Below are 21,726 nucleotides of genomic sequence, written 5' to 3'. Positions count from 1 at the left end.
CGCTTTCGCACTGCACCTAATACGAAAGTCATAATCCCATCGTCGCGGTGCCTTTCGCCGGCGCTTTCTGCCACTTTTTACCTGTGGCTGCGTCTTTGAGTCTGCTCTCGGAGGAGAGGTGGACGATGGCGCGCAGCCATCGCGGACAGACGGGATCTCACGGGAGGACTTTTCAATGGCAATGGCATCGACCGCCGGCGGAACAAGCCGCGGCATGACGCGGGAGGAGAAGAAGGTTATCTTCGCTTCCTCGCTCGGCACCGTTTTCGAATGGTACGACTTCTATCTCTACGGCTCGCTGGCGGCTTTCATCGGCGCCACCTTCTTCTCCTCGGCGCCGGAAGCGACGCGCAACATCTTCGCGCTGCTCGCCTTCGCCGCCGGGTTCCTGGTCCGCCCCTTCGGCGCTCTGCTGTTCGGCCGCATCGGCGATCTTGTCGGCCGCAAATACACCTTCCTCGTCACCATGACGATCATGGGCCTGTCGACCTTCCTGGTCGGTCTCTTGCCAGGCTATGCCAGTTGGGGCATCGCCGCGCCGGTGATCCTTATCGGGCTGCGCATGCTGCAGGGCCTGGCGCTCGGCGGCGAGTATGGCGGCGCCGCCACCTATGTCGCCGAGCATGCCCCCGACGATCGCCGCGGCTTCTACACCTCCTGGATCCAGACGACGGCGACGCTCGGTCTGTTCCTGTCGCTGATCGTCATCCTCATCGTGCAGGGGTCGATGAGCAAGGAAACCTATGCCGATTGGGGCTGGCGCATTCCCTTCATCGTCTCCTTCGTGCTGCTCGCCATCTCGATCTGGATCCGGCTCTCGCTCTCGGAGTCGCCGACGTTCCAGCGCATGAAGGAGGAAGGCAAGGGTTCGAAGGCACCGCTCTCGGAAGCCTTCGGCCAGTGGAAGAATGCCAAGATCGCGCTGCTGGCGCTGCTCGGCCTCACCGCCGGCCAGGCCGTGATCTGGTACAACGGCCAGTTCTACGCGCTGTTCTTCCTGCAGAACGTGCTGAAGGTCGACCCGCAGTCGGTCAACATCATGATCGCGGTGGCGCTGGCGATCGGCTCGATCTTCTTCGTCGTGTTCGGCTGGCTATCCGACAAGATCGGCCGCAAGCCGATCATCATGGCCGGCCTCGCCTTGGGCATCGTCTGCACCTTCCCGCTGTTCAAGGCACTGACCTGGGCTGCCAATCCGGCGCTCGCCACCGCGCAGCAGAACACCCGTGCGACGGTGACCGCGGCGCCCGGCGACTGCAAGTTCCAGTTCAACCCGGTCGGCACGGCGAAGTTCACGACGTCCTGCGATATCGCCACCTCGTTCCTGACCAAGAACTCGGTGCCTTACGACGTGGTCACGACGGCGGCACCCGGAACGGCCGCATCGGTCAAGATCGGCAATGAGACGGTGGAGTCCTACGACGCCGTCGCCGCCGGCGATCAGGCCAAGGCCAAGGACGCTGCCTTCGTCAAGGCGGTCAACATGTCGTTGCGGGACGGCGGTTATCCGCTGAAGCGCGCGGCGGCCAAGGTGCCGGACCAGAAGCTCGACGCCTTTGTCGCGGCCAATCCCGAGCTCAAGCTCGACGCGGCGGCGATCCGCGGCGGCGAGAAGACGACGGTTGCTGTCGACCAGGCCGTCAAAGACAAGCTGCTGACCAAGGATGAGGCGGCGGGTGCGCCCGAGATCACCGTCTACAGCATTCCGGGCGGCGGCGCGTTTGCCATGTTCGCCGATCCGGCGGCGGTGAACTGGCCGATGACCATCGGCATCCTGTTCATCCTCGTGCTGTTCGTCACCATGGTCTACGGGCCGATCGCGGCGATCCTGGTCGAGATGTTCCCGACCCGCATCCGCTACACCGGCATGTCGCTGCCCTACCACATCGGCAATGGCTGGTTCGGCGGTCTCTTGCCGGCGACGGTATTCGCGCTCAGCGCCTACAAGGGCGATATCTATTACGGCCTCTGGTACCCGGTGGTGATCGCCGCCATGTCGCTGATCATCGGCATGATCTTCGTCAGGGATACGCTGGGAACCGACCTCAACACCAAGCAGTAGGCGCTGCTCAGGCGCTCAAAGCAAAAGCCCGGCGTGAGTGATCACGCCGGGCTTTTCCCATTCTGAAATCCCTGGAGGGCTCGATCAGCTCTTGCGCTGCGTGCTCTCTTCCTCAATCGCCGCCTCGTGGTACCAGCCATCAAAATCGGCATGCGTGTTGCGCAGCGAGGCAAGCTCTGCCGCGAACTTGGCCTTTGCGCCTAAATTTGAGGCAGATTTGCGCCCTGCCAGGGGGAACATCAAAATCTTTGCCGACGGACGGGACGGGGTGACTTGCATTGGCGATCTCCCTTCTTCTCCAGGAGCCTGTCGATTCATCTACTTTCCAAGATAGTGGTTGCGACTCATTTAGGCAATATGCCCACAAAAAGATCAGTATTTGCACTATTTTTGTGCAAACTATGCTTTTGATCGATCTGAACGCATCGCTGAGGCGGCTCAGCAAATTCAGCGCTTTGTGACGACCATTTTGCCGCACCCTCCACTGCCGGAGTGGCACACGAATTGCTTTTTAAGACGCGGCAGGTCGGCTCGGCCCGGCCATGCGTCGTCGCCCTGCGCGGTGATCAAGCAACGAGAGGCTCTAGAATGACCAAATACAAGCTCGAGTATATCTGGCTCGACGGATACACACCGGTCCCCAATCTTCGCGGCAAGACCCAGATCAAGGAGTTTGCCGAGTTCCCGACGCTCGAGCAGCTGCCGCTGTGGGGCTTCGACGGCTCCTCGACCCAGCAGGCCGAAGGCCACAGTTCCGACTGCGTGCTGAAGCCGGTCGCCGTGTTCCCGGATCCGGCCCGCACCAACGGCGTGCTGGTGATGTGCGAAGTGATGATGCCCGATGGCGTGACGCCGCATGTCTCCAACAAGCGCGCCACCATCCTCGATGACGAGGGCGCCTGGTTCGGCTTCGAGCAGGAGTATTTCTTCTACAAGGACGGCCGTCCGCTCGGCTTCCCCGAGAGCGGCTACCCGGCGCCGCAGGGCCCGTACTATACCGGCGTCGGCTACTCGAACGTCGGCTCGGTCGCGCGCCAGATCGTCGAGGAGCATCTCGACCAGTGCCTCGCCGCCGGCATCAACCATGAAGGCATCAACGCCGAGGTGGCCAAGGGCCAGTGGGAATTCCAGATTTTCGGCAAGGGCTCCAAGAAGGCCGCCGACCAGATGTGGATGGCCCGCTACCTGCTGCAGCGCCTGACCGAGAAGTACGGCATCGACATCGAGTACCACTGCAAGCCGCTCGGCGACACCGACTGGAACGGCTCGGGCATGCACGCCAACTTCTCGACCGCCTATATGCGCGAAGTCGGCGGCAAGGCCTATTTCGAAGCGCTGATGGCCGAGTTCGACAAGAACCTGATGGATCACATCGCCGTCTACGGCCCGGATAACGACAAGCGTCTGACCGGCAAGCACGAGACCGCGCCGTGGAACAAGTTCAGCTACGGCATAGCCGACCGCGGCGCCTCGATCCGCGTGCCGCACTCGTTTGTCAAGAACGACTACAAGGGCTATCTGGAAGATCGCCGTCCGAACTCGCAGGGCGACCCCTACCAGATCGCTTCGCAGATCCTGAAGACGATCGCGTCGGTCCCGGCCAGCGGCCAGGTTTCGGCTGCCGCCTGATCCGCTCGGCGCGCGTTCGCGCCGCAACAGAATACTCTGCGACCAGAAGGCCCCGGCGGAAACGCCGGGGCTTTTTTGCATGGAGATCGCCCAAGCGGCGGCACAGAAATCGCGCACGTGGCGAAACACGCTGACGGCGAACGTGCGCGTCGCCTATTGAGCACCGGCTCGCGATAGCTCGCATAATCACCATGGACGACAATGAAAAAGCCCCCGGAGGGAGACCTCCGAGGGCTTCAAATCTCAATCCGATCAGAAGTTTAGATCGAGTAGTACATGTCGTATTCGACCGGATGCGGGGTCATCTCGAAGCGCATCACCTCGGCCATCTTCAGCTCGATGTAGCTGTCGATCTGGTCGTCGTCGAAGACGCCGCCGGCCTTGAGGAAGCCGCGGTCCTTGTCGAGGCTCTGCAGCGCTTCGCGCAGCGAGCCGCAGACGGTCGGGATCTTCTTCAGCTCCTTCGGCGGCAGGTCGTAGAGATCCTTGTCCATCGGCTGTCCCGGGTGGATCTTGTTCTTGATGCCGTCGAGGCCGGCCATCAGCATGGCGGCGAAGGCGAGGTAGGGGTTCGCGCCCGGATCGGGGAAGCGGACCTCGACGCGCTTCGACTTCGGCGACGAGCCGAACGGAATGCGGCAGGACGCCGAGCGGTTGCGCGCCGAATAGGCGAGCAGCACCGGCGCCTCGTAGCCCGGCACCAGGCGCTTGTAGGAGTTGGTCAGCGGGTTGGTGAAGGCGTTGATCGCCTTGGCGTGCTTGATGATGCCGCCGATGTAGTAGAGGCAGCTCTCCGACAGCCCGGCATATTCATTGCCGGCGAAGGTCGGCTTGCCGCCCTTCCAGATCGACTGGTGGACGTGCATGCCCGAACCGTTGTCGCCGAAGATCGGCTTCGGCATGAAGGTGGCGGTCTTGCCGTAGGCGTTGGCGACCTGGTGCACGACGTACTTGTAGATCAGCATCTTGTCGGCGTTGCGCACCAGCGTGTCGAACTTGATGCCGAGCTCGTGCTGCGCGGCGGCGACCTCATGGTGATGCTTCTCGACGCGCACGCCCATTTCGGCGAGCACGGTCAGCATTTCCGAGCGCATGTCCTGGGCGGAATCGATCGGCGGCACGGGGAAGTAGCCACCCTTGATGCGCGGGCGATGGCCGAGATTGCCGGTCTCGTAGTCGGTGTCGTCGTTGGACGGCAGTTCGGTGGAGTCCAGGCGGAAGCCGGTGTTGTAGGGATCGGCCTTGTACTTGACGTCGTCGAACACGAAGAACTCGGCTTCCGGACCGACGAAGATCTGGTCGCCGATGCCTTCCGACTTCATGTAGGCCTCGGCCTTCTTGGCGGTGCCGCGCGGGTCGCGGTTATAGGATTCGCCGGAGACCGGATCGAGGATGTCGCACAGGATGACCATGGTCGACTGGGCGAAGAACGGATCCATGTGCACCGTGTCGGGATCGGGCATGAGCACCATGTCGGACTCGTTGATCGCCTTCCAGCCCGCAATCGAGGAGCCGTCGAACATGACGCCGTCGGCGAACATGTCTTCCTCGACCTCGACGACATCCATGGTTACGTGCTGCAGCTTGCCCTTCGGATCTGTGAAGCGCAGGTCGACGAACTTTACGTCGTTGTCCTTGATCTGCTTCATGATGTCTTTGGCTGTCGTCATGTCATGTATCCCTGTGTGACGTTTTTTTGATGATGACGTTGCAGAAAGGCGTCAGACGGCGTCCATCCCGGTCTCACCGGTACGGATGCGCACGACTTCCTCGATGTTGGAGACGAAGATCTTGCCGTCGCCGATGCGGCCGGTCTGCGCCGCCTTGCGGATGGCCTCGATGGCGCCTTCGACGGCGTCGTCGCCCAGCACCACCTCGATCTTCACCTTGGGCAGGAAGTCGACGACATATTCGGCGCCGCGATAGAGTTCGGTATGGCCCTTCTGCCGGCCGAAGCCCTTGGCCTCGGTCACGGTGATGCCTTGCAGTCCGGCCTCCTGAAGCGCTTCCTTCACTTCGTCCAGCTTGAATGGCTTGATGATCGCTTCGATCTTTTTCATGTAAAACGTGGCCTCCACTGCCAAAAGACGGGTTTTGTGCCCCGCTTGCGGCTTCGATCAAGCACGAACTGTGCCAGTCCGGACGGATTCGAAGCGCCATTGGGCGATTTCACTACCATGCCGCGTCCCGATGCGCATTCGCGTCATTCGCTGCATTGGAAGCGTCATCGACGCTCGAAGCCTATACATTGCTGACCCTCCCGTCCGCACAATAATTAGGCAAATAGCGCAATCTGCAGGCAGTTTTGCCCGTTGGCGCATCGCATCGAACGATGCCTTTATAGGCAATGGCAGTGTTCGCTGTTTGCTTCAAACCGAAAACTGGACAATGCTTCACCGGAGGGCGGACGGCAATCCATGAGCAACGAACTTTTATCTCCGGTTGAAATGGCCGAGGCCGACCGGCTGGCAATCGCTGCTGGCCCGCTCGACGGCTACGGCCTGATGCGGCGGGCCGGCGCGGAGGTCGCAGCCGTTGTGCTGGCGCGTTACCCGGCCGCGACGCGCGTGCATGTGCTGTGCGGCACCGGCAACAATGGCGGCGACGGCTATGTCGTGGCGCGGTTGCTGGCCGAGGCCGGCGTCGATGTCGCGGTGTGGGTATCGGGCAAGCCGCGGGCCGGCAGCGACGCCGCGATTGCCGCGGCGGAGTGCCCGGTCGCGCCCCGACCGCTGACGACATTTGCCCCTGATTTCGGCTCAATCGTCGTCGATGCGCTCTACGGGGCAGGGCTGTCGAAGTCGCTGCCCGTCGACGCTACGAACGCCATCGATTTTGCCAAATCCCTGCTCTTGCCGGTTGTTGCGATCGATTTGCCTTCGGGAGTCTCCGGCGATACCGGTGCAGTGCTTGGGGAAGAAGCTTTTCGGGCCGACATCACCGTTACCTTCGCTCGAAAAAAGCCCGGGCATCTGCTGCTGCCAGGTCGCGAACTCTGCGGTGAGATCGTGCTTGCCGACATCGGCATCCCCGACAGTGTCGTCAACGACCTCATTCCAAGAACGTTCGAGAATAAGCCGGCTCTCTGGCTCGGGAACTTGCCGGTTCCAGCCACCGACGCGCACAAATACAAACGTGGCCATGCCGGGGTGTTTTCCGGCGGGCCGTCGACAACCGGCGCCGCGCGGTTGTCGGCGCTTGCCGCCGCGAGGGCAGGGGCAGGAGCGGTAACCGTGCTGTCGCCAGCGGACGCCATGCAGATAAATGCCGCGCACCTGACCGCGATCATGCTGCGCAGGACCGACACCGTAGCCGACCTGAACAACTTCATCGGCGAGCGCCGGCCTTCGGCCTTTGTTCTCGGACCTGGCTTCGGCGTCGGCGAGAGGACACGGGATCTTGCCTTGGCGATACTGCGAGCCGGGCGGCAAGGCGCTGCCAGCGGGATCGGCGGGCTGGTCCTCGATGCCGATGGCATCACCTCGTTTCGCGATGAGCCTGCGAGCCTCTTTGAAGCAACTCACGAGCCGCACGCTCCCGCATTGGTGATGACACCGCATGAAGGTGAATTTGCTCGCCTGTTTCCGGACATTGCCGCAGACAAAAATCTCTCCAAACTAGCCAAGGCGCGCGCAGCCGCCCAGCGAGCCAATGCGGTCGTCGTCTACAAGGGGGCCGATACGGTGATTGTGGCACCGAACGGCCTCGCGGCCATCAACGGCAACGGCGCGCCATGGCTTGCCACGGCGGGGTCGGGCGACGTGCTGGCAGGCATCATCGCGGGACTTCTGGCACAAGGCATGGCAGTGTTCGCAGCGGCGGCGGCGGCGGTCTGGATCCACGCCGAGGCCGGCAGCCGCTTCGGTCCCGGGCTGATCGCCGAGGACCTGCCGCTGGCGATGGTGCCGGTGCTGCACGAACTGGTTGAAGCACAGCAGGCGGATGCCACCTGATGAAGCGGTTCGCTCTCGTCATTGCGGCTGTCGTCGCGCTATTGGTGCCGTGCGGCGCGCGCGCTCAGCAGCCTGTGACCATCGTCGACGATCCGGCGGTCCTCGCGGCCCTCGATGCCAAGGGCTTCGGCTTCGCCGGCATTTTCGCCATGGACGGCGATGACGACCTGAAATCGCTCTATCAGGAAGCGCCCGCCTATCACGCCATCGTCGAGACGGTGGCAGCCGACGTCGCCGCGCTGAGGGCCGAGATGAAAGCCGGCGGGCGCACCCTCTACGAGGTGACCGACGGCAATGTCGGCCGCATCATGGACATGCGCTGGCTGAAGACGAACGCGGCGCGCTTCCGGCTGGTCGGTGTCGTCAACCGGCTCGACCGGCGCGACTTCGCCGCGTTGAGCGGCGACAAGAATTGCGGCGAGGTGCGCTTCATCTACCGCCTGGCCTACAGTTTCAGGAAGAACGGCAAGGTCCTGGCCTCGCGCCTGCCGTTCAATTTCAATGCCGTCTACAGCGTCGCTCCGGATGCCGACGGCGGTTGCGTCGGGGTTGCCGGGCGCTGGACGCCGCAGCTCGACGAGGCCGTCGATGCCGGCTGGCTGGCCGGCGGGCCGCTGGAGCCGGAAGAACTGACCTTCAAGCAGCTCGAACTCAACGCGCAAGTGGTGCGCTTTCCCTCCGGCCAAGAGACCGAGTTCGGCGGCCAGGCCGCCTACCTCATGCGGATTTTTGGGATCGGTGGCGCCACGGTCAGCGAAAAGCCGCTGGAGAACACGCCTGACGTCGCGCGGCTGTCGGAAGATGCCGTGCTCAAGAAAAAGCTCGCCGACTATGTCCGGGCCAATGTCGGCCCGGTCGATCTCGGCGTCTATGAGATGCCGGACGAGTTCCTGGCGAAGAAGGTCATCTCATGGTCGACCTTCGGCAGCGCCAGGCAGGCCAACCATCCGTTCACGTCGCTGTTCGAGCCTACCGATTTCGCCGGGCTCGACTATTCCGGGTTGAAGCTGGCGCGCACGCCGGAGGCGCTGGTCGAACGGCTGGACAATGGCGCCTGCCAGGGCTGCCATCAGGCAGGCTCCACCGCCGGCTTCCATTTCATCGGCCTCGACGACAAGACGACGTCGCCGCTCAACCGCATCGAGGTCGGCATCTCGCCGCATCTCCATGCCGAGATCACGCGCCGCGAGGCCTGGCTGCGCGCCGTGACCGAGGGCAAGGAGCCGAACCGTTTCCGCCCGCTCTCATTCGCACCGCCGGCCGAATGGAGGGGTGCCGGCGAAGTCGCCTACGCGCCGGCCGAGATGGCGATGCCGTGCCTGGGGCCCGAGGACGCCGCCCGCTTCGGCCAGACCTGGCAGTGCGGCGGCGGCACCATCTGCACACCGCTCGCCACGGCTTCGGGCGTGCGCACCACGCTGGCGCAATGCCTGCTGCCCAAGGACAGCAAGGCGATGTTTTCCGGCCATCCGTGCCTGGCCGGCTCGATCGCCAGCAATGAAGCGCAGCCCTTCAACGACCGCTACACAATCGCCGGGCAGTTTGCGGCGTTCGCCTCCGACATTTCACGGACCGCCTACACTTGCCGGCCGCCGAAGATCGGCGTGCCGGCAGGCATCGCCTATCGAGCTTGCGACGACAAGGACCGCAGCTTCGCCGCCTTCAAGGCCGGCAAGCCGATGCCGAACGAGATCTGCGGACTGGTCGGCGGCAAGAAGTTCGATACCTGCGTGGCGACAAACAATTTCGACCAGTGCCTCGGCGGCGCCGTCAATCGCGGCAACCGGCCGGCCTGCTCGGCGGACCATTTCTGCCGCGAGGACTATATGTGCCAGTCGCTGCCGGCGGACACGCCGGGCGCCGCCAAGGTGAAGGGCATCGGCTTCTGCTCGCCGACCTATTTCATCTTCCAGATGCGCATCGACAATCACGCCACGCCCTGGGCGAGCGCGGCACGCGCCACCATGGGTGCGGGTTTCGGAGCGGCGCAAGAGGAGTAGCTGATATCAGGCGCCTTGCTGGCGGCGCGGTTCCGCGAAGGCAGCGGCCAGCGCCTCGCGCACCCGTTCCTCGCTGACCCCCGATGTATCCTCGATCCAGCTCGGGGTCGAAATGGGCGGCTCGAGAAAGCGAACATGGTCGTTGACCGGCCCATGTATGTAGGAAAGGTTCGAGCCGAAGATCTGCACGCAGGGAACATTCAAGGCCGCGGCAGCATGAGACATGCCGCCATCGACGCCAAGGAACAGCGCCGACGCGCCAAGCTGATACATCACGTCGAGCAGCGGCGTCGTGGTGAAATCGACCGCTTGCGGCAGCTCGGCGCGAATTCGGTTCGCCGCATCGTGTTCGCGAGGACCGCCGACGATCCATACCGCCCAGCCGCGATTGGAATGGTCCTTGGCGACCGAGATAAAGCGCTCCATTGGCCACGATCGGGAGCTGGTCATGTCTCCGGTGAAGATTGCCAGTGCTGGCTTGCCGGCCTCGACCCCGGCACGGCTGCGCCATTCATCCAATTCCGCGGCCGGGATGACCAGCTGCGGCGCTGGCCAATCGACGTTGGCCGGCCTCGCGTCTAGGGTGGCGATGGAGCAAACCTCCTCATAGAGACGCGTCTTGCGCGGACCGAACGCCCACAAATGGCGCAGCCAGCCGGCTGGGAAGCGATTGACCAACCCGAACTGCAGCTCCTGCGGGTAGCCGATGCGCTCCGGTATGCCGGCCATGAACGGTATCAGGGCCGCCTTGATCGTGCTCGTCATGAGATAGGCCGAGCCATAGTTCTGCTGGCGAAGCTCGCGCACCAGGCTGCGGCGCTCCGCCAGGCCGAGCTCCATATGACGCTTCTTTAGGGGCCACGCTTTGCGGACATGCGGCATGAACCGCGCAAAAGAGACGTTGCCGGGCGAGGTCACGACGTCGATCGGGCGCTCGGGAAACCGCTCCGCGAGGATGCGGATGGCCGAATGACAGCGGACGAAATCGCCGACCGCCGGAAAGCCGACCAAGAGGATTGGATCCAAGACGCATACCTTTCAATTCATCGGCGTCGGCGCAGCCGCCGCCATCCAGGAGATTGACTTGGCTCGTTTCGGCTGCCTATTGCCGCTACTCCGTCCGGTGGGTCCATATTCCCCGCCGGCGATGTTTGACAAGGCTCATCAGAAAAGGGCAATTGCATGGTCCGCCCCATACGCGTCGAGATCGCCCCCGGCGAACTGCTGGACAAGATATCGATCCTCGAGATCAAGGCGGCAAGCATCGCCGACGCGTCCAAACTGGCCAACGTCCAGCACGAACTGGAGGAGCTATCGCGCGTTCGCGACGACCACCTCCCGGCGTCGGAGACGCTGGCCGGCCTTTACGCGGAACTGAAGGCCGTCAACCAGGCGCTCTGGGTCATCGAGGACGATATCCGCGTCGAAGAACTCAACAAGCGCTTCGGTGATCGTTTCATCGAACTCGCCCGCGGCGTCTACCGAACCAACGACCGCCGCGCCGCGCTGAAGCGCGAGATAAACGTGTTGCTCAGCTCCTCCCTAATCGAGGAAAAATCCTACGAAAACTACGAGTAGGACCGCCGCTTAGCGCTGGAGATAGTCCTCCATCCGCTCGGTCCATCTGTTGTTAAACCCGGCGATCTGTTGTTCGGCCGTCTCTGGGTTAAGCAGCGTGGAGAGTGCTGTCCGCCGTATCGGTTCGATCTCAGGCGTCTCCACGTATCCCAGCGCGGCCAGACGCTGTGCCCATGACGGGTGTGTCGACTTGCCGTCATCCGGACGTTCCCACGCCCTTTGGGCGCAACCATTCAAATACTGGCTTTGCGACAAGTCTGCGGCCATTTCCAGAAGGCGGGCAAGCGGCGGTCGAGGCGGTCGCAAGGCTCCCATGATCTCGCGCCGCAGCGGACAGCACCGCGAACCTGCCGAACCGCCGCCCAGCGCTGATGATGAAGCGCGGCATTCAGGTCACAGCGGGATGTTGTCGTGCTTCTTCCAGGGGTTCTGCATGTCCTTGTTGCGCAGCATCCTCAGCGCCCGGGCGACGCGGCGGCGGGTCGAGTGCGGCATGATCACCTCGTCGACATAACCGCGTTCGGCGGCAACGAAGGGTGACAGGAAGCGGTCCTCGTAAGCCTTTGTATGCGCTGCGATTTTTTCGGCATTGCCGATGTCTTTGCGGTAGATGATCTCGACCGCGCCCCTGGCGCCCATCACCGCGATCTGCGCCGTCGGCCAGGCGTAGTTCATGTCGCCGCGCAGATGCTTCGACGCCATGACGTCATAGGCGCCGCCATAGGCTTTGCGGGTGATGACGGTGATCTTCGGCACGGTCGCCTCGGCATAGGCGAACAGTAGCTTGGCGCCATGCTTGATCAGCCCGCCATATTCCTGCGCGGTGCCGGGCAGGAAGCCCGGGACATCGACGAAGGTGACGATCGGAATGGAAAAGCAGTCGCAGAAGCGCACGAAGCGCGCCGCCTTGCGGCTGGCGTCGGAATCGAGCACGCCGGCCAGCACCATCGGCTGGTTGGCGACGAAGCCGACCGTGCGGCCCTCGACCCGGCCGAAACCGGTGACGATGTTTTTCGCAAAGCTCTGCTGGATCTCGAAGAAGTCGCCCTCGTCGGCGACTTTAAGGATCAATTCCTTGATATCGTAGGGTTTGTTGGCGTTGTCGGGGATCAGCCGGTCGAGCGACAGGTCGTGGTCGGTGACCGACTGGTAGCACTCGATTTCCGGGATTTCCGAGGTGTTGGAGGCAGGCAAGAGATCGACCAGCCGGCGCATCTGCAACAGCGCCTCGACGTCGTTGTCGTAGGCGCCGTCGGCGATCGAGGATTTGGTGGTGTGGACCGAGGCGCCGCCGAGGCTCTCGGCGGTCACCGTCTCGTTGGTGACGGTCTTCACCACATCCGGCCCGGTGACGAACATGTAGGAAGTGTCGCGCACCATGAAGATGAAGTCGGTCATCGCCGGCGAGTAGACATCGCCGCCCGCGCAAGGGCCCATGATCAGCGAGATCTGCGGGATGACGCCGGAGGCCAGAACATTGCGCTGGAAGATTTCGGCATAGCCGCCGAGTGCCGCCACGCCTTCCTGGATGCGGGCGCCGCCGGCGTCGTAGAGGCCGATGATCGGCGCGCGGTTGCGCAGCGCCATCTCCTGCACCTTGATGACCTTCTCGGCATGCGCTTCCGACAGCGAGCCGCCGAACACGGTGAAGTCCTTGGCGAAGATGTAGATGGGCCGGCCATTGACGGTCCCCCAGCCGGTGACGACTCCGTCGCCGGCGATCTTGGTCTTCTCCATGCCGAAATCGGTCGAGCGGTGCTCGACATACATGTCGAACTCCTCGAACGAGCCCTCGTCGAGGAAGACATCGATACGCTCGCGGGCGGTGAGCTTACCCTTCTGGTGCTGGGCGTCGATGCGGGCCTTGCCGCCGCCCATGCGGGCGATCTCGCGGCGGCGCTCGAGTTCCTTCAGCACGTCCTTCATCGCCGGTCCCCCAAACGGATAGGTGCGTTTGTCGTAAATGATGCGGGCAGGGGAGTGCAAGCGCCGCTTTCGCCACCGTTTTGCTGCATTGCAGCATGCAGCCCTTGCATTCCGAGGCGAATTCGTCCATATGCGGCGGCATAGGCGCTTGGGCCGGCATTGTCCGGCCTTCTCGACGAATGAGACTGGTTGCGTCTGTTTTCCCTCTTTCCGGTATATCGGCCCCTCTTTCCGGTACATCACAAAGTGGCGAAAAAGCCCCGAGGCATGATGCTTGCGGGCACGACAGCGCAGCCGCGCGGACGTTCCGTCCGCCGCCTTGTCGTTCCATGACAATTTTTCGACGGCAGGTTGCGCCCTGCCGCCATCGATGTTGCGGCCAGAAGGCCGCGTGAAAGAAGATTATTTTGACCAACGAAAACACAGCGGAACAGAATGGTTTCGCCGCGCTCGGGATCTCCGGCGCGCTGCTCAAGGCCACTCATGCCGCGGGCTTCACGGATCCAAAGCCGATCCAGGTCCAGGCGATCCCGCCGCAGCTGGAAGGCCGCGACATTTTCGGCATCGCCCAGACCGGTTCGGGCAAGACCGCGGCCTTCGCGCTGCCGATCCTCTCGAAGATCATCGGACTCGGCACCAAGCGCCGGCCGAAGACCACACGTGCGCTGATCCTGGCGCCGACGCGCGAGCTCGCCGTGCAGATCGAGGACACGATCAAGATCCTCGCCAAGGGCGCGCATGTCTCGACCGCGCTGGTGCTCGGCGGCGTCTCGCGCTTCAGCCAGGTGAAGAAGATCGCGCCCGGCGTCGATATCCTGATCGCCACGCCCGGCCGGCTGACCGACCTGGTGCGTGAGGGCGATCTGATCCTCGCCGACACCAAATGGCTGGTGCTCGACGAAGGCGACCGCATGCTCGACATGGGTTTCATCAACGACGTCAAGCGCATCGCCAAGGCGACCGCGCCCGACCGCCAGACGGCGCTGTTCTCGGCGACCATGCCGGACGAGATCGCCGAATTGGCCAAAGGCCTGTTGAAGAACCCCGTTCGCGTCGAAGTCGCGCCGCAAAGCACGGCGGCGGCTGAGATCGTCCAGAGCGTCGTCCTTGCCCGCACCAAGCAGAAGCGCCAGGTGCTGTCGAAGATGCTCGCCGACGAAGCGATGAAGTCCGTCATCATCTTTTCGCGCACCAAGCATGGCGCCGACAGGGTGACCAAGGATCTCGATCGTGATGGCTTCAAGGCCGCCGTCATCCATGGCAACAAGTCGCAGAACGCCCGTCAGAAGGCGCTCAACGATTTCCGTGAGGGTTCGGTGCGCATCCTGGTCGCGACCGACATCGCCGCGCGCGGCATCGACGTTCCCGGCATCAGCCATGTCGTGAACTTCGACCTGCCCGACGAGGCGGAGAGCTATGTCCACCGCATCGGCCGCACCGGCCGCAACGGAAGGGACGGCATCGCCATCACGCTTTGCGATCCATCCGAGAACGCCAAGCTGCGCCAGGTGGAGCGCATCATCCGCGCCAAGCTGCCGATCGCTGCCGACCATCTCGGCAGCCCCGATCCGCAGCGCGATCCCAAGGAACGGAACGAGCGCCATTTCGAGCCGGCCAATGATCGTGCCGACCACAATGGTCGCCGCGACGGCCGGCGTCCGGGCGGCGGCAACAACGGCTCCGGCAAGAAGCGGTTCGGCGGCAAGCCGAACGGCGAGCGGCCGTTTGCGGCAAAGCCGCAAGGCGAGCGTCCGGAGGGCCGCAAGTCGTTCAAGGGCAACAACAAGCGCCGCTTCGGCGGCAAGCGGCCGGCGACGCGGGCGGCTTGAAGCCTGCGGTTCGGCAAGCCTGCCTAAGCTGACTGCCGACCAGTGAATGCGAGGGCGATCGTAGCGATGCTTCGGTCGCCCTTTTTCTTGTGACGGCTACTGCCCGGTCAGCGCCTTGACCCAGACGACGATCCGCTCCGCGAGGACGGCTGTTGTCGACGGCGACAGCGCGTCTCCGGCAATGACGTGGTTGTCGGCGTCGCCGGTGTCGTCGACCGGCACCAGCTCGTGCGGCGCGCCCCAGCGCCCGGCGATCTCGCGGGTGCGGTCTGGCCGCACCACTCTGTCCGAATCCGAAAAGATGAAGAGGGCAGGGATGGTCGCCTTTTCCACAGGCGCGGCATAGGCGAGTTCGGTCAGAGCCTGCATCGGCAGTGTCGCCGCCATCGGGTATTGGTGGGTCCAGAACTTTTCATGCAGCGCGTTGCGGGTCGGGAAGCTGCGCTCCTTGCCGCCGACGAGTTCGGCGATCTGTTTGCCCCAGGGCTTGGTGAGCAGTTCCGCCCCGGACGCCTTGACGCCGAAGTTGGGCGATATAAACGCGATCGCCGCAACCCCGTCCGAGGCGCGCGGCTCTGTCGCGGCCCATGCCGCCAGCGAGCCACCCGTCGAGGTGGCAATGACGATCACCCTGTCGCCGATCGCCCGGCCGATGGCGAGCGCCTCCTCGTAGTCGTTGATCCAGGCATTGACGCTGCCCTCGGCCATCGCGGCGCCGTCCTGGCCGTGGCCGGTGAGGCGCGTGTAGAACAGGTTGGCACCAAGCTCATCGGCGACGTCGTCGGGCAGCGGCCGGACCTCGCCCTTCGAGGCCGAGAAGCCATGGATGTAGACCATGGCCAGCGGCGTCTTGGCGTGAACCATAGGATTTGCCCAGATGATCTCCTTTTCCAGCCCGTCGCGGATGTTGGGCACGGCGGCCTCTTCGCGCGCCAGATAGGCCTGCGGATCGTCGCCAATGATGGAAGGGTCGAAACGGATCCTCGTGTCGACGGACACGCGTGGGCCGAGAACAAAGGCCATGGAGAAGATGACAGCGAGCCCCAGTACCGCAAGCACGATCCGCCGCCCCATCAGAAGCTCCAAGCAACAATTCTCAACCTATGGCCGTGCCGTGTAACAGGCAATCGCCGTTCGCCAGATCAGCTCGCCTGGTCCGACGCCTGGTCGGCCACGCCCGGCAGCTTGCGGTCGAAATTCAGCGGCCGCGCCCTCCAGCCGGTCGTGATGCCGATCACCCAGCGGCAGATTGGTCGCGGCAAGAGGCCGAGCAATTTCAGCGGCCAGCTTATGCGGTAGGGGAAGGTGACCTCGAAGCCACCCTTCTCGATGCCGCGCACCATGCGGCGGGATGCGCGGTGGACAGGCATCAGCCCCGGCATCGGCATCGTGTTCTTTTCCGTCAGCGGGGTGTCGACGAAGCCCGGGTTCATCACCTGAACCCTGATGTTCATCTTGTCGAAGTCGTATTTCAGCGATTCCGCCAGGATGTTGATCGCCGCCTTGGTGCCGCCATAGGCGGCGGTGGTCGGCCAGCCGGAATAGGCGGTGACCGAACCGACGAGAACGACATGGCCGCGCCCGCGCACGCGCATATGCTCGACGACAGGCACCAGGCCGTTGACGATGCCGAAATAGTTGACGTCGAAGGAGCGGCGGAAATCGCGCACCACGAGATGCTCGCCCGGCGTGGCGATGTAGTTGCCGGCGTTGAAGACCGCGAGCACGATCGGCCCCATGTCCTTCTCGATCGCGGCGGCCGTCCTTGCCATCCCCGTCTCGTCGGTGACGTCGCAAGGAAACGACTTCACATGCCCGGGCATCTGCGCCGTCTCGACGATCAGCGTGTCGATCGGATCGTCCGCGAGCGCGCTCACCGCCACGGCGTAGCCCTTCGAGGCGAGATCCTTGGCCAGTGCGCGGCCGATGCCGCTGCTGCCGCCCGTGATCCAGGCGACGCCATGCTTCGGGTTGGCCCGATAGAGTGTCATGCTAAGTCCTGCCAGTGTGTCGGTAGTGCTCTAGCGGCGAAGGAATCGAATGAAAAGAGCGCTTTTCGGCGCAAGGTTGAAATGCGTGCCGGAACACGGCATCTGAATTCAGGAGATTGCAATGCCCGAAATGCGACTGGTCCAGGCGAATTCTTGCCTTGAAACCGGGCCTTTGGGTTTCTAGGGTCTCGCCTCGCTCATACAAGGAATCCTTGATGCCCCGTTCTGTGATCGACGCGATCGGCAACACGCCCCTGATCCGCCTCAACAAGGCCTCGGAAGCAACCGGCTGCGAGATCCTGGGCAAGGCCGAGTTCATGAACCCGGGACAGTCGGTCAAGGACCGCGCCGGCCTGTTCATCATCCGCGATGCCGAGCAGCGCGGATTGCTGAGGCCGGGCGGCGTCATCGTCGAGGGCACGGCCGGCAACACCGGCATCGGCCTGACGCTGGTCGCCAAGGCGCTCGGCTATCGCACGGTGATCGTCATTCCGGACACGCAGAGCCAGGAGAAGAAGGACACGATCAAATTGCTCGGCGCCGAGCTGATCGAGGTGCCGGCGGTGCCCTACAAGAACCCCAACAACTATGTGAAGCTGTCGGGGCGCCTGGCCGAGCAATTGGCGCGCACCGAGCCGAATGGCGCGATCTGGGCCAACCAGTTCGACAACGTCGCCAACCGCGACGGCCATATCAGGACGACGGCTGAGGAGATCTGGACCCAGACCGGCGGCAAGGTCGATGGGTTCGTCTCGGCGGTCGGCTCCGGCGGGACGCTGGCCGGCGTCGGGCTCGGGCTGAAGGCCAAGAGCGGCCAAGTCAAGATCGGGCTCGCCGATCCGCTGGGCGCCGCGCTCTACAGTTTCTACACCAGCGGCGAATTGAAGGCCGAGGGCAGCTCGATCACCGAAGGCATCGGCCAGGGGCGCATCACCGCCAACCTCGAAGGCTTCAAGCCGGACTTCTCCTTCCAGATCCCGGACGAGGAGGCGCTGCCGATCGTCTTCGACCTGATCCAGGAGGAGGGGTTGTGCGTCGGCGGCTCGACCGGCATCAACATCGCCGGCGCCATCCGGCTGGCACGCGAGCTGGGACCGGGCCACACCATCGTGACGATCCTTGCCGACTACGGCACGCGCTACCAGTCGAAACTGTTCAATCCCGAATTCCTGCGCGAGAAGAACCTGCCGGTGCCGGGCTGGATGGAAGAGAAGGCCGACATTTCGGTGCCCTTCGAAAAGGTCGCGTGATGGCGCACCGGACGGAAGCTCTGTTTCGTGACGACGCCTACCTGAAGGCGAGCGAGGCGGCGGTTGTCGCGATCAACGAGCGCGGGGGCATAATCCTCGACCGGACAATCTTCTACGCAACCTCGGGCGGCCAGCCCGGCGACACCGGCAGGCTTGAGCGTGCCGACGGCAGCCCGGTCGCGATCGCCGCCACCATCACCGGCGAGACCAAGGACGAGATCATCCATGTGCCGGCGCCCGGACAAGCGGCACCCACGATCGGCGAGCGGCTCAAGCTCGCCATCGACTGGGAGCGACGGCATCTTCTGATGCGCATGCACGCGGCCTGCCACCTGCTCACCGTCGTGTGTCCGTTCCCGATCACCGGCGCTGCCGTTTCCGAGGACGACAGCCGCGTCGACTTCGACATTCCCGATGCCAATTTCACCAAGGAAGATGTGACGGCGAGGCTGATGGAACTGGTGCGTGCCGACCATCCGATCTTCACCCGGCTGATCAACGACGCGGAACTGGCGGCCAATCCCGGTCTTGTTAAGTCAAAGAATGTGCGCCCGCCTGTCGGTACCGGCAGGATCCGCCTCGTTTGCATCGGCGAAAATGCCTCGATCGACAGCCAGCCCTGCGGCGGCACCCATGTGAAGAGCACCGGCGAGGTCGGCGAGATCCATATCGGCAAGATCGAGAAGAAGGGCCGCGAGAACCGGCGTTTCCGCATCCGCTTCGGACCGATGCCGGCGATCTGATCGACGACACTGTTGCGAGATGGGAGGAGAAAGAATGGCCGAAGATAGTCCTTTCATCGTCGACGCGGATTGGCTGCAGCAGCGCCTTGGCGAGCCCGGCCTGACGATCATCGACGCTTCCTGGTACCTGCCGGCGCAAAAGCGCGATGCACGCGCCGAATATGAGGCGGCGCATATTCCCGGCGCCCGCTTCCTAGATCAGGACGCCATTTCGGACCCCGATACCGGGCTTCCGCATACGCTGCCGTCGCCGCAAAATTTCGCGCAGTATGTCGGCGCCATGGGCGTTTCGGCCGACGACACGATCGTGATCTATGACGGCCCGGGCTATTTCTCGGCGCCGCGCGGCTGGTGGATGTTTCGGGTCATGGGCGTCTTCCAGGTCTACATACTGAGCGGCGGCTTCGATCGCTGGAAGGCGCAGGGCCGCCCGGTGACGGCGGAGCCGACGAAGATCGCGCCCTGCATCTTCCACGCCGACTTCGATGCCGCGCGCGTCGTCGGCCTCGCCGAAATGCGCCGCATCGTCGACGGCCGGGAAAGCCAGATCGCCGATGCACGATCCGCCGGCCGTTTTGCCGGAACCGATCCGGAGCCCCGCGCCGGCATCCGCTCCGGCCATATGCCGGGCGCGCGCAGCGTGCCGGTCACGGCATTGGCCGAGAACGGCGAGCTTCTGCCCAGGGATCGTTTGCGCAAGGTGATCGAGGATGCCGGCATAGATCTGTCGAAGCCGGTCGTCACGTCATGCGGCTCGGGCATAACGGCGGCGGCGATCACGCTGGCGCTGGAGACGCTTGGCCACACCGACAACAGGCTTTACGACGGCTCATGGACCGAATGGGGCGGGCTTGCCGATACGCCCGTGGTGACGGGCAAGGAATGACCGTGATGGAAAACGGAGCGCTGCAGGACATCGACGTCACGGTAACGTTTCTCGAAATGCATGCGCCGCCGGCCGCGTCGCCGCCTGTCCCGTACAACCGGCAGATCGCGCTCCTGAAGACCAAGGATATTCCGCTGCATTTCTACCGCTACCTGATGGATCGGGTGGGGCGCAAATGGCATTGGGTGAACGTGCTGAGGCTGAGCGACGAGGAGCTTTCGGCCGGCCTCCACCGCGAGGATCGCGACATCAGGGTGCTCTATCTCGACGGTGCGCCGGCCGGCTTCTTCGATCTCAAGCCGCATCTGCCGGAAGAGGTGGAACTCGCCTATTTCGGCATGATGGAGCATGCGCAAGGGCAAGGCATCGGCCGCTGGTTCCTGGGCGCTGCGATATCGGCTGCCTGGTCGCATGGCCCGAAGCGGGTGACTGTGCAGACCTGCACGCTCGACCACCCGGCGGCGCTGCCGCTCTACCAGAAGCTCGGCTTCACGCCGGTGGCGCAGAAGAAGGAGATCGTGCACCCGCTTTCCTTCGCCGAGCGTTCGGCGAGCGTCATGCGGCCGTAGTGTCGATGCCGCCTAGGCCACCGGCGGCGGCTGGCCCTCGAAGGTCGGAAGCGAAGTGTCGATGCAGGCCCAGGCCGGCGCCTTGGCCGTCCATATCGTCGCCGCGGGCCTGATCATATTCGGATCGTCGAGCGTGCCGGCGCGCACGAAAATCAGATGCGGGCGCGACTCCGCCTCGCTGAAGAGATGCACGCCGCAGGCCGGGCAAAAGCGCCGGTGCATCCTGTTGCCGCTATCGGCCACGCTCTCATAGTCGCGCGTCTCGCCGGCGATCTTGATCCGCGCCGTCAGGAAGCAGACGCTCACCGCCGCGTTGCCGGCCGCGACATACTGGCAGAAGCGGCACCAGCAAAGGCGCGTGGTGATCGGCTCCGCGCTGCTTTCGTAGCGGACTGCGCCGCACAGGCATCCTCCGGTGATCATGCTCGGATCCTCGCCAGGCCCCTCAACCGCGCCGCGTTCGTCCGGGAGCATCATGGCGCGGAGCGACATGTCTGGCCAGTCGGAAAACTTGGCATCTGTTCGTTCATCCTCGCTTCAGGCTGACTTTGCCAAGGTGTCGGCAAGATCAACGCGCCCGTCAGAAGGACGGGCCGAAGGAGAAAGACATGCTGACCCGACGTACATTTGCCGTTGCCATGATTGCGGCACTTGCCATGCCGAGCCTTGCATTTGCACAGGCCACCACGCCTTCCGCCGCGACGATCGAGCGCCAGCTCGAGGCCGCGCCCCGGGTGAAGCTGCGCCCCAATCAGCGCGTCACCATCCGCGAATTCAAGCGCCGGCCGGATCTCAGGCGCATGGCGCGCTCGATCGACATCCAGTCGATCAACTTCGCCTTCGGCTCGGCTGCGATCTCGGAGTCGCAATACGGCAAGATCGACAACATCGCCGATGCGCTGCACCGCATCCTGCGGCGCGATCGCGGCGCCCGCATCCTGATCGAGGGCCATACCGATGCGGTCGGCTCCTTCCAGTCGAACCAGATCCTCTCGGAGCAGCGCGCCGCCTCGCTGAAGCGGACGCTGGTGCGCGAGTTCGGCGTGCCCGGCCATGCGCTCGAAACCGTCGGCTATGGCGAGGAGTTCCTGCTGGTGCCGACACAGCAGGAGAACTGGCGCAACCGCAGGGTGACCTTGCGCCGCTTCGACGACTTCATCCGATAGCGCCCGCGTCAGGCCTTCGCCTGGAAGAGCCCGGCTTGAATGAGCCGGCTCTTTCCATATCGCTTGATGTCCAGGGCCAACGAAGATCGCGCAAGAGGATCCGACGATGGCGATACGTGTGATAATGGCCGGCGCGACCGGCTG

19 protein-coding genes are annotated in these 21,726 nt (G+C 63.9%); 11 read left to right on the top strand and 8 right to left on the bottom strand.

The window, feature by feature from the left end:
- Positions 1-175: 175 nt before the first annotated feature.
- Entirely contained in the window at positions 176-2,062 is a 1,887-nt protein-coding gene (locus EN846_RS19780; protein WP_127286110.1) for an MFS transporter, read from the top strand.
- Positions 2,063-2,146: 84 nt separating this feature from the next.
- Here the strand turns inward: EN846_RS19780 and EN846_RS19775 are convergent, their stop codons facing one another.
- A complete protein-coding gene (locus EN846_RS19775; protein ID WP_127286111.1) occupies positions 2,147-2,341 on the bottom strand; it encodes a DUF2735 domain-containing protein in 195 nt (64 codons plus the stop codon).
- Between the two features lie 309 nt (positions 2,342-2,650).
- Here EN846_RS19775 and EN846_RS19770 point away from each other — a divergent pair, with 309 nt between their 5' ends.
- Positions 2,651-3,691 (top strand): glutamine synthetase beta-grasp domain-containing protein, encoded by a 1,041-nt coding sequence (locus tag EN846_RS19770; RefSeq protein WP_127312043.1) that lies wholly within the window; start codon positions 2,651-2,653, stop codon positions 3,689-3,691.
- Between the two features lie 260 nt (positions 3,692-3,951).
- Here the strand turns inward: EN846_RS19770 and glnA are convergent, their stop codons facing one another.
- Positions 3,952-5,361 carry a type I glutamate--ammonia ligase gene (gene glnA, locus EN846_RS19765; protein WP_127286113.1) on the bottom strand — a complete coding sequence of 470 codons (1,410 nt, stop codon included), beginning with the start codon at positions 5,359-5,361 and terminating at the stop codon, positions 3,952-3,954.
- A gap of 51 nt (positions 5,362-5,412) precedes the next feature.
- Positions 5,413-5,751 (bottom strand): P-II family nitrogen regulator, encoded by a 339-nt coding sequence (locus EN846_RS19760; RefSeq protein ID WP_006205430.1) that lies wholly within the window; start codon positions 5,749-5,751, stop codon positions 5,413-5,415.
- A 357-nt stretch (positions 5,752-6,108) separates the two neighbouring features.
- Here EN846_RS19760 and EN846_RS19755 point away from each other — a divergent pair, with 357 nt between their 5' ends.
- Positions 6,109-7,644: an NAD(P)H-hydrate dehydratase gene (locus EN846_RS19755; RefSeq protein ID WP_127391278.1), complete on the top strand. Its 1,536-nt coding sequence runs from the start codon at positions 6,109-6,111 to the stop codon at positions 7,642-7,644.
- Positions 7,644-9,644, top strand: coding sequence for a hypothetical protein (locus EN846_RS19750; RefSeq protein WP_127309993.1), 2,001 nt, complete (start codon positions 7,644-7,646; stop codon positions 9,642-9,644). Before EN846_RS19755 ends, EN846_RS19750 begins: the two co-directional genes overlap by 1 nt.
- 6 nt (positions 9,645-9,650) lie before the next feature.
- On the opposite strand, the gene waaF is transcribed toward EN846_RS19750, so the two are convergent.
- Positions 9,651-10,670 (bottom strand): lipopolysaccharide heptosyltransferase II, encoded by a 1,020-nt coding sequence (gene waaF / locus EN846_RS19745; RefSeq protein ID WP_127309992.1) that lies wholly within the window; start codon positions 10,668-10,670, stop codon positions 9,651-9,653.
- A 156-nt stretch (positions 10,671-10,826) separates the two neighbouring features.
- Here waaF and EN846_RS19740 point away from each other — a divergent pair, with 156 nt between their 5' ends.
- Positions 10,827-11,222, top strand: a complete 396-nt coding sequence (locus EN846_RS19740) for a DUF6165 family protein (protein WP_127391273.1) — start codon at positions 10,827-10,829, stop codon at positions 11,220-11,222.
- Between the two features lie 393 nt (positions 11,223-11,615).
- Here EN846_RS19740 and EN846_RS19735 read toward each other — a convergent pair whose 3' ends face one another.
- Entirely contained in the window at positions 11,616-13,148 is a 1,533-nt protein-coding gene (locus tag EN846_RS19735; RefSeq protein ID WP_127391279.1) for an acyl-CoA carboxylase subunit beta, read from the bottom strand.
- A 407-nt stretch (positions 13,149-13,555) separates the two neighbouring features.
- Between EN846_RS19735 and EN846_RS19730 the strand changes: the two genes are divergently transcribed.
- On the top strand, positions 13,556-14,977 hold the full coding sequence (locus EN846_RS19730; RefSeq protein ID WP_187331403.1) for a DEAD/DEAH box helicase: 1,422 nt from the start codon (positions 13,556-13,558) through the stop codon (positions 14,975-14,977).
- A gap of 96 nt (positions 14,978-15,073) precedes the next feature.
- On the opposite strand, the gene EN846_RS19725 is transcribed toward EN846_RS19730, so the two are convergent.
- Positions 15,074-16,051, bottom strand: coding sequence for an alpha/beta fold hydrolase (locus EN846_RS19725; protein WP_128346740.1), 978 nt, complete (start codon positions 16,049-16,051; stop codon positions 15,074-15,076).
- Between the two features lie 68 nt (positions 16,052-16,119).
- Positions 16,120-16,968, bottom strand: a complete 849-nt coding sequence (locus tag EN846_RS19720) for an SDR family oxidoreductase (protein ID WP_127391276.1) — start codon at positions 16,966-16,968, stop codon at positions 16,120-16,122.
- Between the two features lie 215 nt (positions 16,969-17,183).
- Between EN846_RS19720 and EN846_RS19715 the strand changes: the two genes are divergently transcribed.
- The 4 genes from EN846_RS19715 to EN846_RS19700 are packed head-to-tail and all read left to right on the top strand — an operon-like array spanning position 17,184 to position 20,416.
- Positions 17,184-18,218 carry a cysteine synthase A gene (locus EN846_RS19715; protein WP_127283776.1) on the top strand — a complete coding sequence of 345 codons (1,035 nt, stop codon included), beginning with the start codon at positions 17,184-17,186 and terminating at the stop codon, positions 18,216-18,218.
- Positions 18,218-18,961, top strand: a complete 744-nt coding sequence (locus EN846_RS19710; RefSeq protein WP_127394302.1) for an alanyl-tRNA editing protein — start codon at positions 18,218-18,220, stop codon at positions 18,959-18,961. The genes EN846_RS19715 and EN846_RS19710 overlap by 1 nt, the downstream gene beginning before the upstream one ends.
- Before the next feature lie 34 nt (positions 18,962-18,995).
- Positions 18,996-19,847, top strand: a complete 852-nt coding sequence (sseA, locus tag EN846_RS19705; protein ID WP_128346739.1) for a 3-mercaptopyruvate sulfurtransferase — start codon at positions 18,996-18,998, stop codon at positions 19,845-19,847.
- A 5-nt stretch (positions 19,848-19,852) separates the two neighbouring features.
- On the top strand, positions 19,853-20,416 hold the full coding sequence (locus tag EN846_RS19700; RefSeq protein WP_127309988.1) for a GNAT family N-acetyltransferase: 564 nt from the start codon (positions 19,853-19,855) through the stop codon (positions 20,414-20,416).
- 12 nt (positions 20,417-20,428) lie between these two features.
- On the opposite strand, the gene EN846_RS19695 is transcribed toward EN846_RS19700, so the two are convergent.
- On the bottom strand, positions 20,429-20,839 hold the full coding sequence (locus EN846_RS19695; RefSeq protein ID WP_127393533.1) for a GFA family protein: 411 nt from the start codon (positions 20,837-20,839) through the stop codon (positions 20,429-20,431).
- 185 nt (positions 20,840-21,024) lie between these two features.
- Here EN846_RS19695 and EN846_RS19690 point away from each other — a divergent pair, with 185 nt between their 5' ends.
- On the top strand, positions 21,025-21,582 hold the full coding sequence (locus EN846_RS19690) for an OmpA family protein (RefSeq protein WP_127393534.1): 558 nt from the start codon (positions 21,025-21,027) through the stop codon (positions 21,580-21,582).
- Positions 21,583-21,726 lie beyond the last annotated feature (144 nt).

This window comes from Mesorhizobium sp. M4B.F.Ca.ET.203.01.1.1, assembly GCF_004791025.1.
Classification (GTDB): Bacteria; Pseudomonadota; Alphaproteobacteria; order Rhizobiales; family Rhizobiaceae; genus Mesorhizobium; species Mesorhizobium abyssinicae.
This window is presented reverse-complemented; position numbering and strand designations above follow the sequence as displayed.

Excerpts from the sequence above, each read along its gene's own strand:
- EN846_RS19780 (WP_127286110.1), top strand. The coding sequence starts at position 176 with ATGGCAATGGCATCGACCGCCGGCGGAACAAGCCGCGGCATGACGCGG.
- EN846_RS19775 (WP_127286111.1), bottom strand. The coding sequence starts at position 2,341 with ATGCAAGTCACCCCGTCCCGTCCGTCGGCAAAGATTTTGATGTTCCCC.
- EN846_RS19770 (WP_127312043.1), top strand. The coding sequence starts at position 2,651 with ATGACCAAATACAAGCTCGAGTATATCTGGCTCGACGGATACACACCG.
- glnA (WP_127286113.1), bottom strand. The coding sequence starts at position 5,361 with ATGACGACAGCCAAAGACATCATGAAGCAGATCAAGGACAACGACGTA.
- EN846_RS19760 (WP_006205430.1), bottom strand. The coding sequence starts at position 5,751 with ATGAAAAAGATCGAAGCGATCATCAAGCCATTCAAGCTGGACGAAGTG.
- EN846_RS19755 (WP_127391278.1), top strand. The coding sequence starts at position 6,109 with ATGAGCAACGAACTTTTATCTCCGGTTGAAATGGCCGAGGCCGACCGG.
- EN846_RS19750 (WP_127309993.1), top strand. The coding sequence starts at position 7,644 with ATGAAGCGGTTCGCTCTCGTCATTGCGGCTGTCGTCGCGCTATTGGTG.
- EN846_RS19740 (WP_127391273.1), top strand. The coding sequence starts at position 10,827 with ATGGTCCGCCCCATACGCGTCGAGATCGCCCCCGGCGAACTGCTGGAC.
- EN846_RS19735 (WP_127391279.1), bottom strand. The coding sequence starts at position 13,148 with ATGAAGGACGTGCTGAAGGAACTCGAGCGCCGCCGCGAGATCGCCCGC.
- EN846_RS19725 (WP_128346740.1), bottom strand. The coding sequence starts at position 16,051 with ATGGGGCGGCGGATCGTGCTTGCGGTACTGGGGCTCGCTGTCATCTTC.
- EN846_RS19720 (WP_127391276.1), bottom strand. The coding sequence starts at position 16,968 with ATGACACTCTATCGGGCCAACCCGAAGCATGGCGTCGCCTGGATCACG.
- EN846_RS19715 (WP_127283776.1), top strand. The coding sequence starts at position 17,184 with ATGCCCCGTTCTGTGATCGACGCGATCGGCAACACGCCCCTGATCCGC.
- EN846_RS19710 (WP_127394302.1), top strand. The coding sequence starts at position 18,218 with ATGGCGCACCGGACGGAAGCTCTGTTTCGTGACGACGCCTACCTGAAG.
- sseA (WP_128346739.1), top strand. The coding sequence starts at position 18,996 with ATGGCCGAAGATAGTCCTTTCATCGTCGACGCGGATTGGCTGCAGCAG.
- EN846_RS19700 (WP_127309988.1), top strand. The coding sequence starts at position 19,853 with ATGGAAAACGGAGCGCTGCAGGACATCGACGTCACGGTAACGTTTCTC.
- EN846_RS19695 (WP_127393533.1), bottom strand. The coding sequence starts at position 20,839 with ATGATCACCGGAGGATGCCTGTGCGGCGCAGTCCGCTACGAAAGCAGC.
- EN846_RS19690 (WP_127393534.1), top strand. The coding sequence starts at position 21,025 with ATGCTGACCCGACGTACATTTGCCGTTGCCATGATTGCGGCACTTGCC.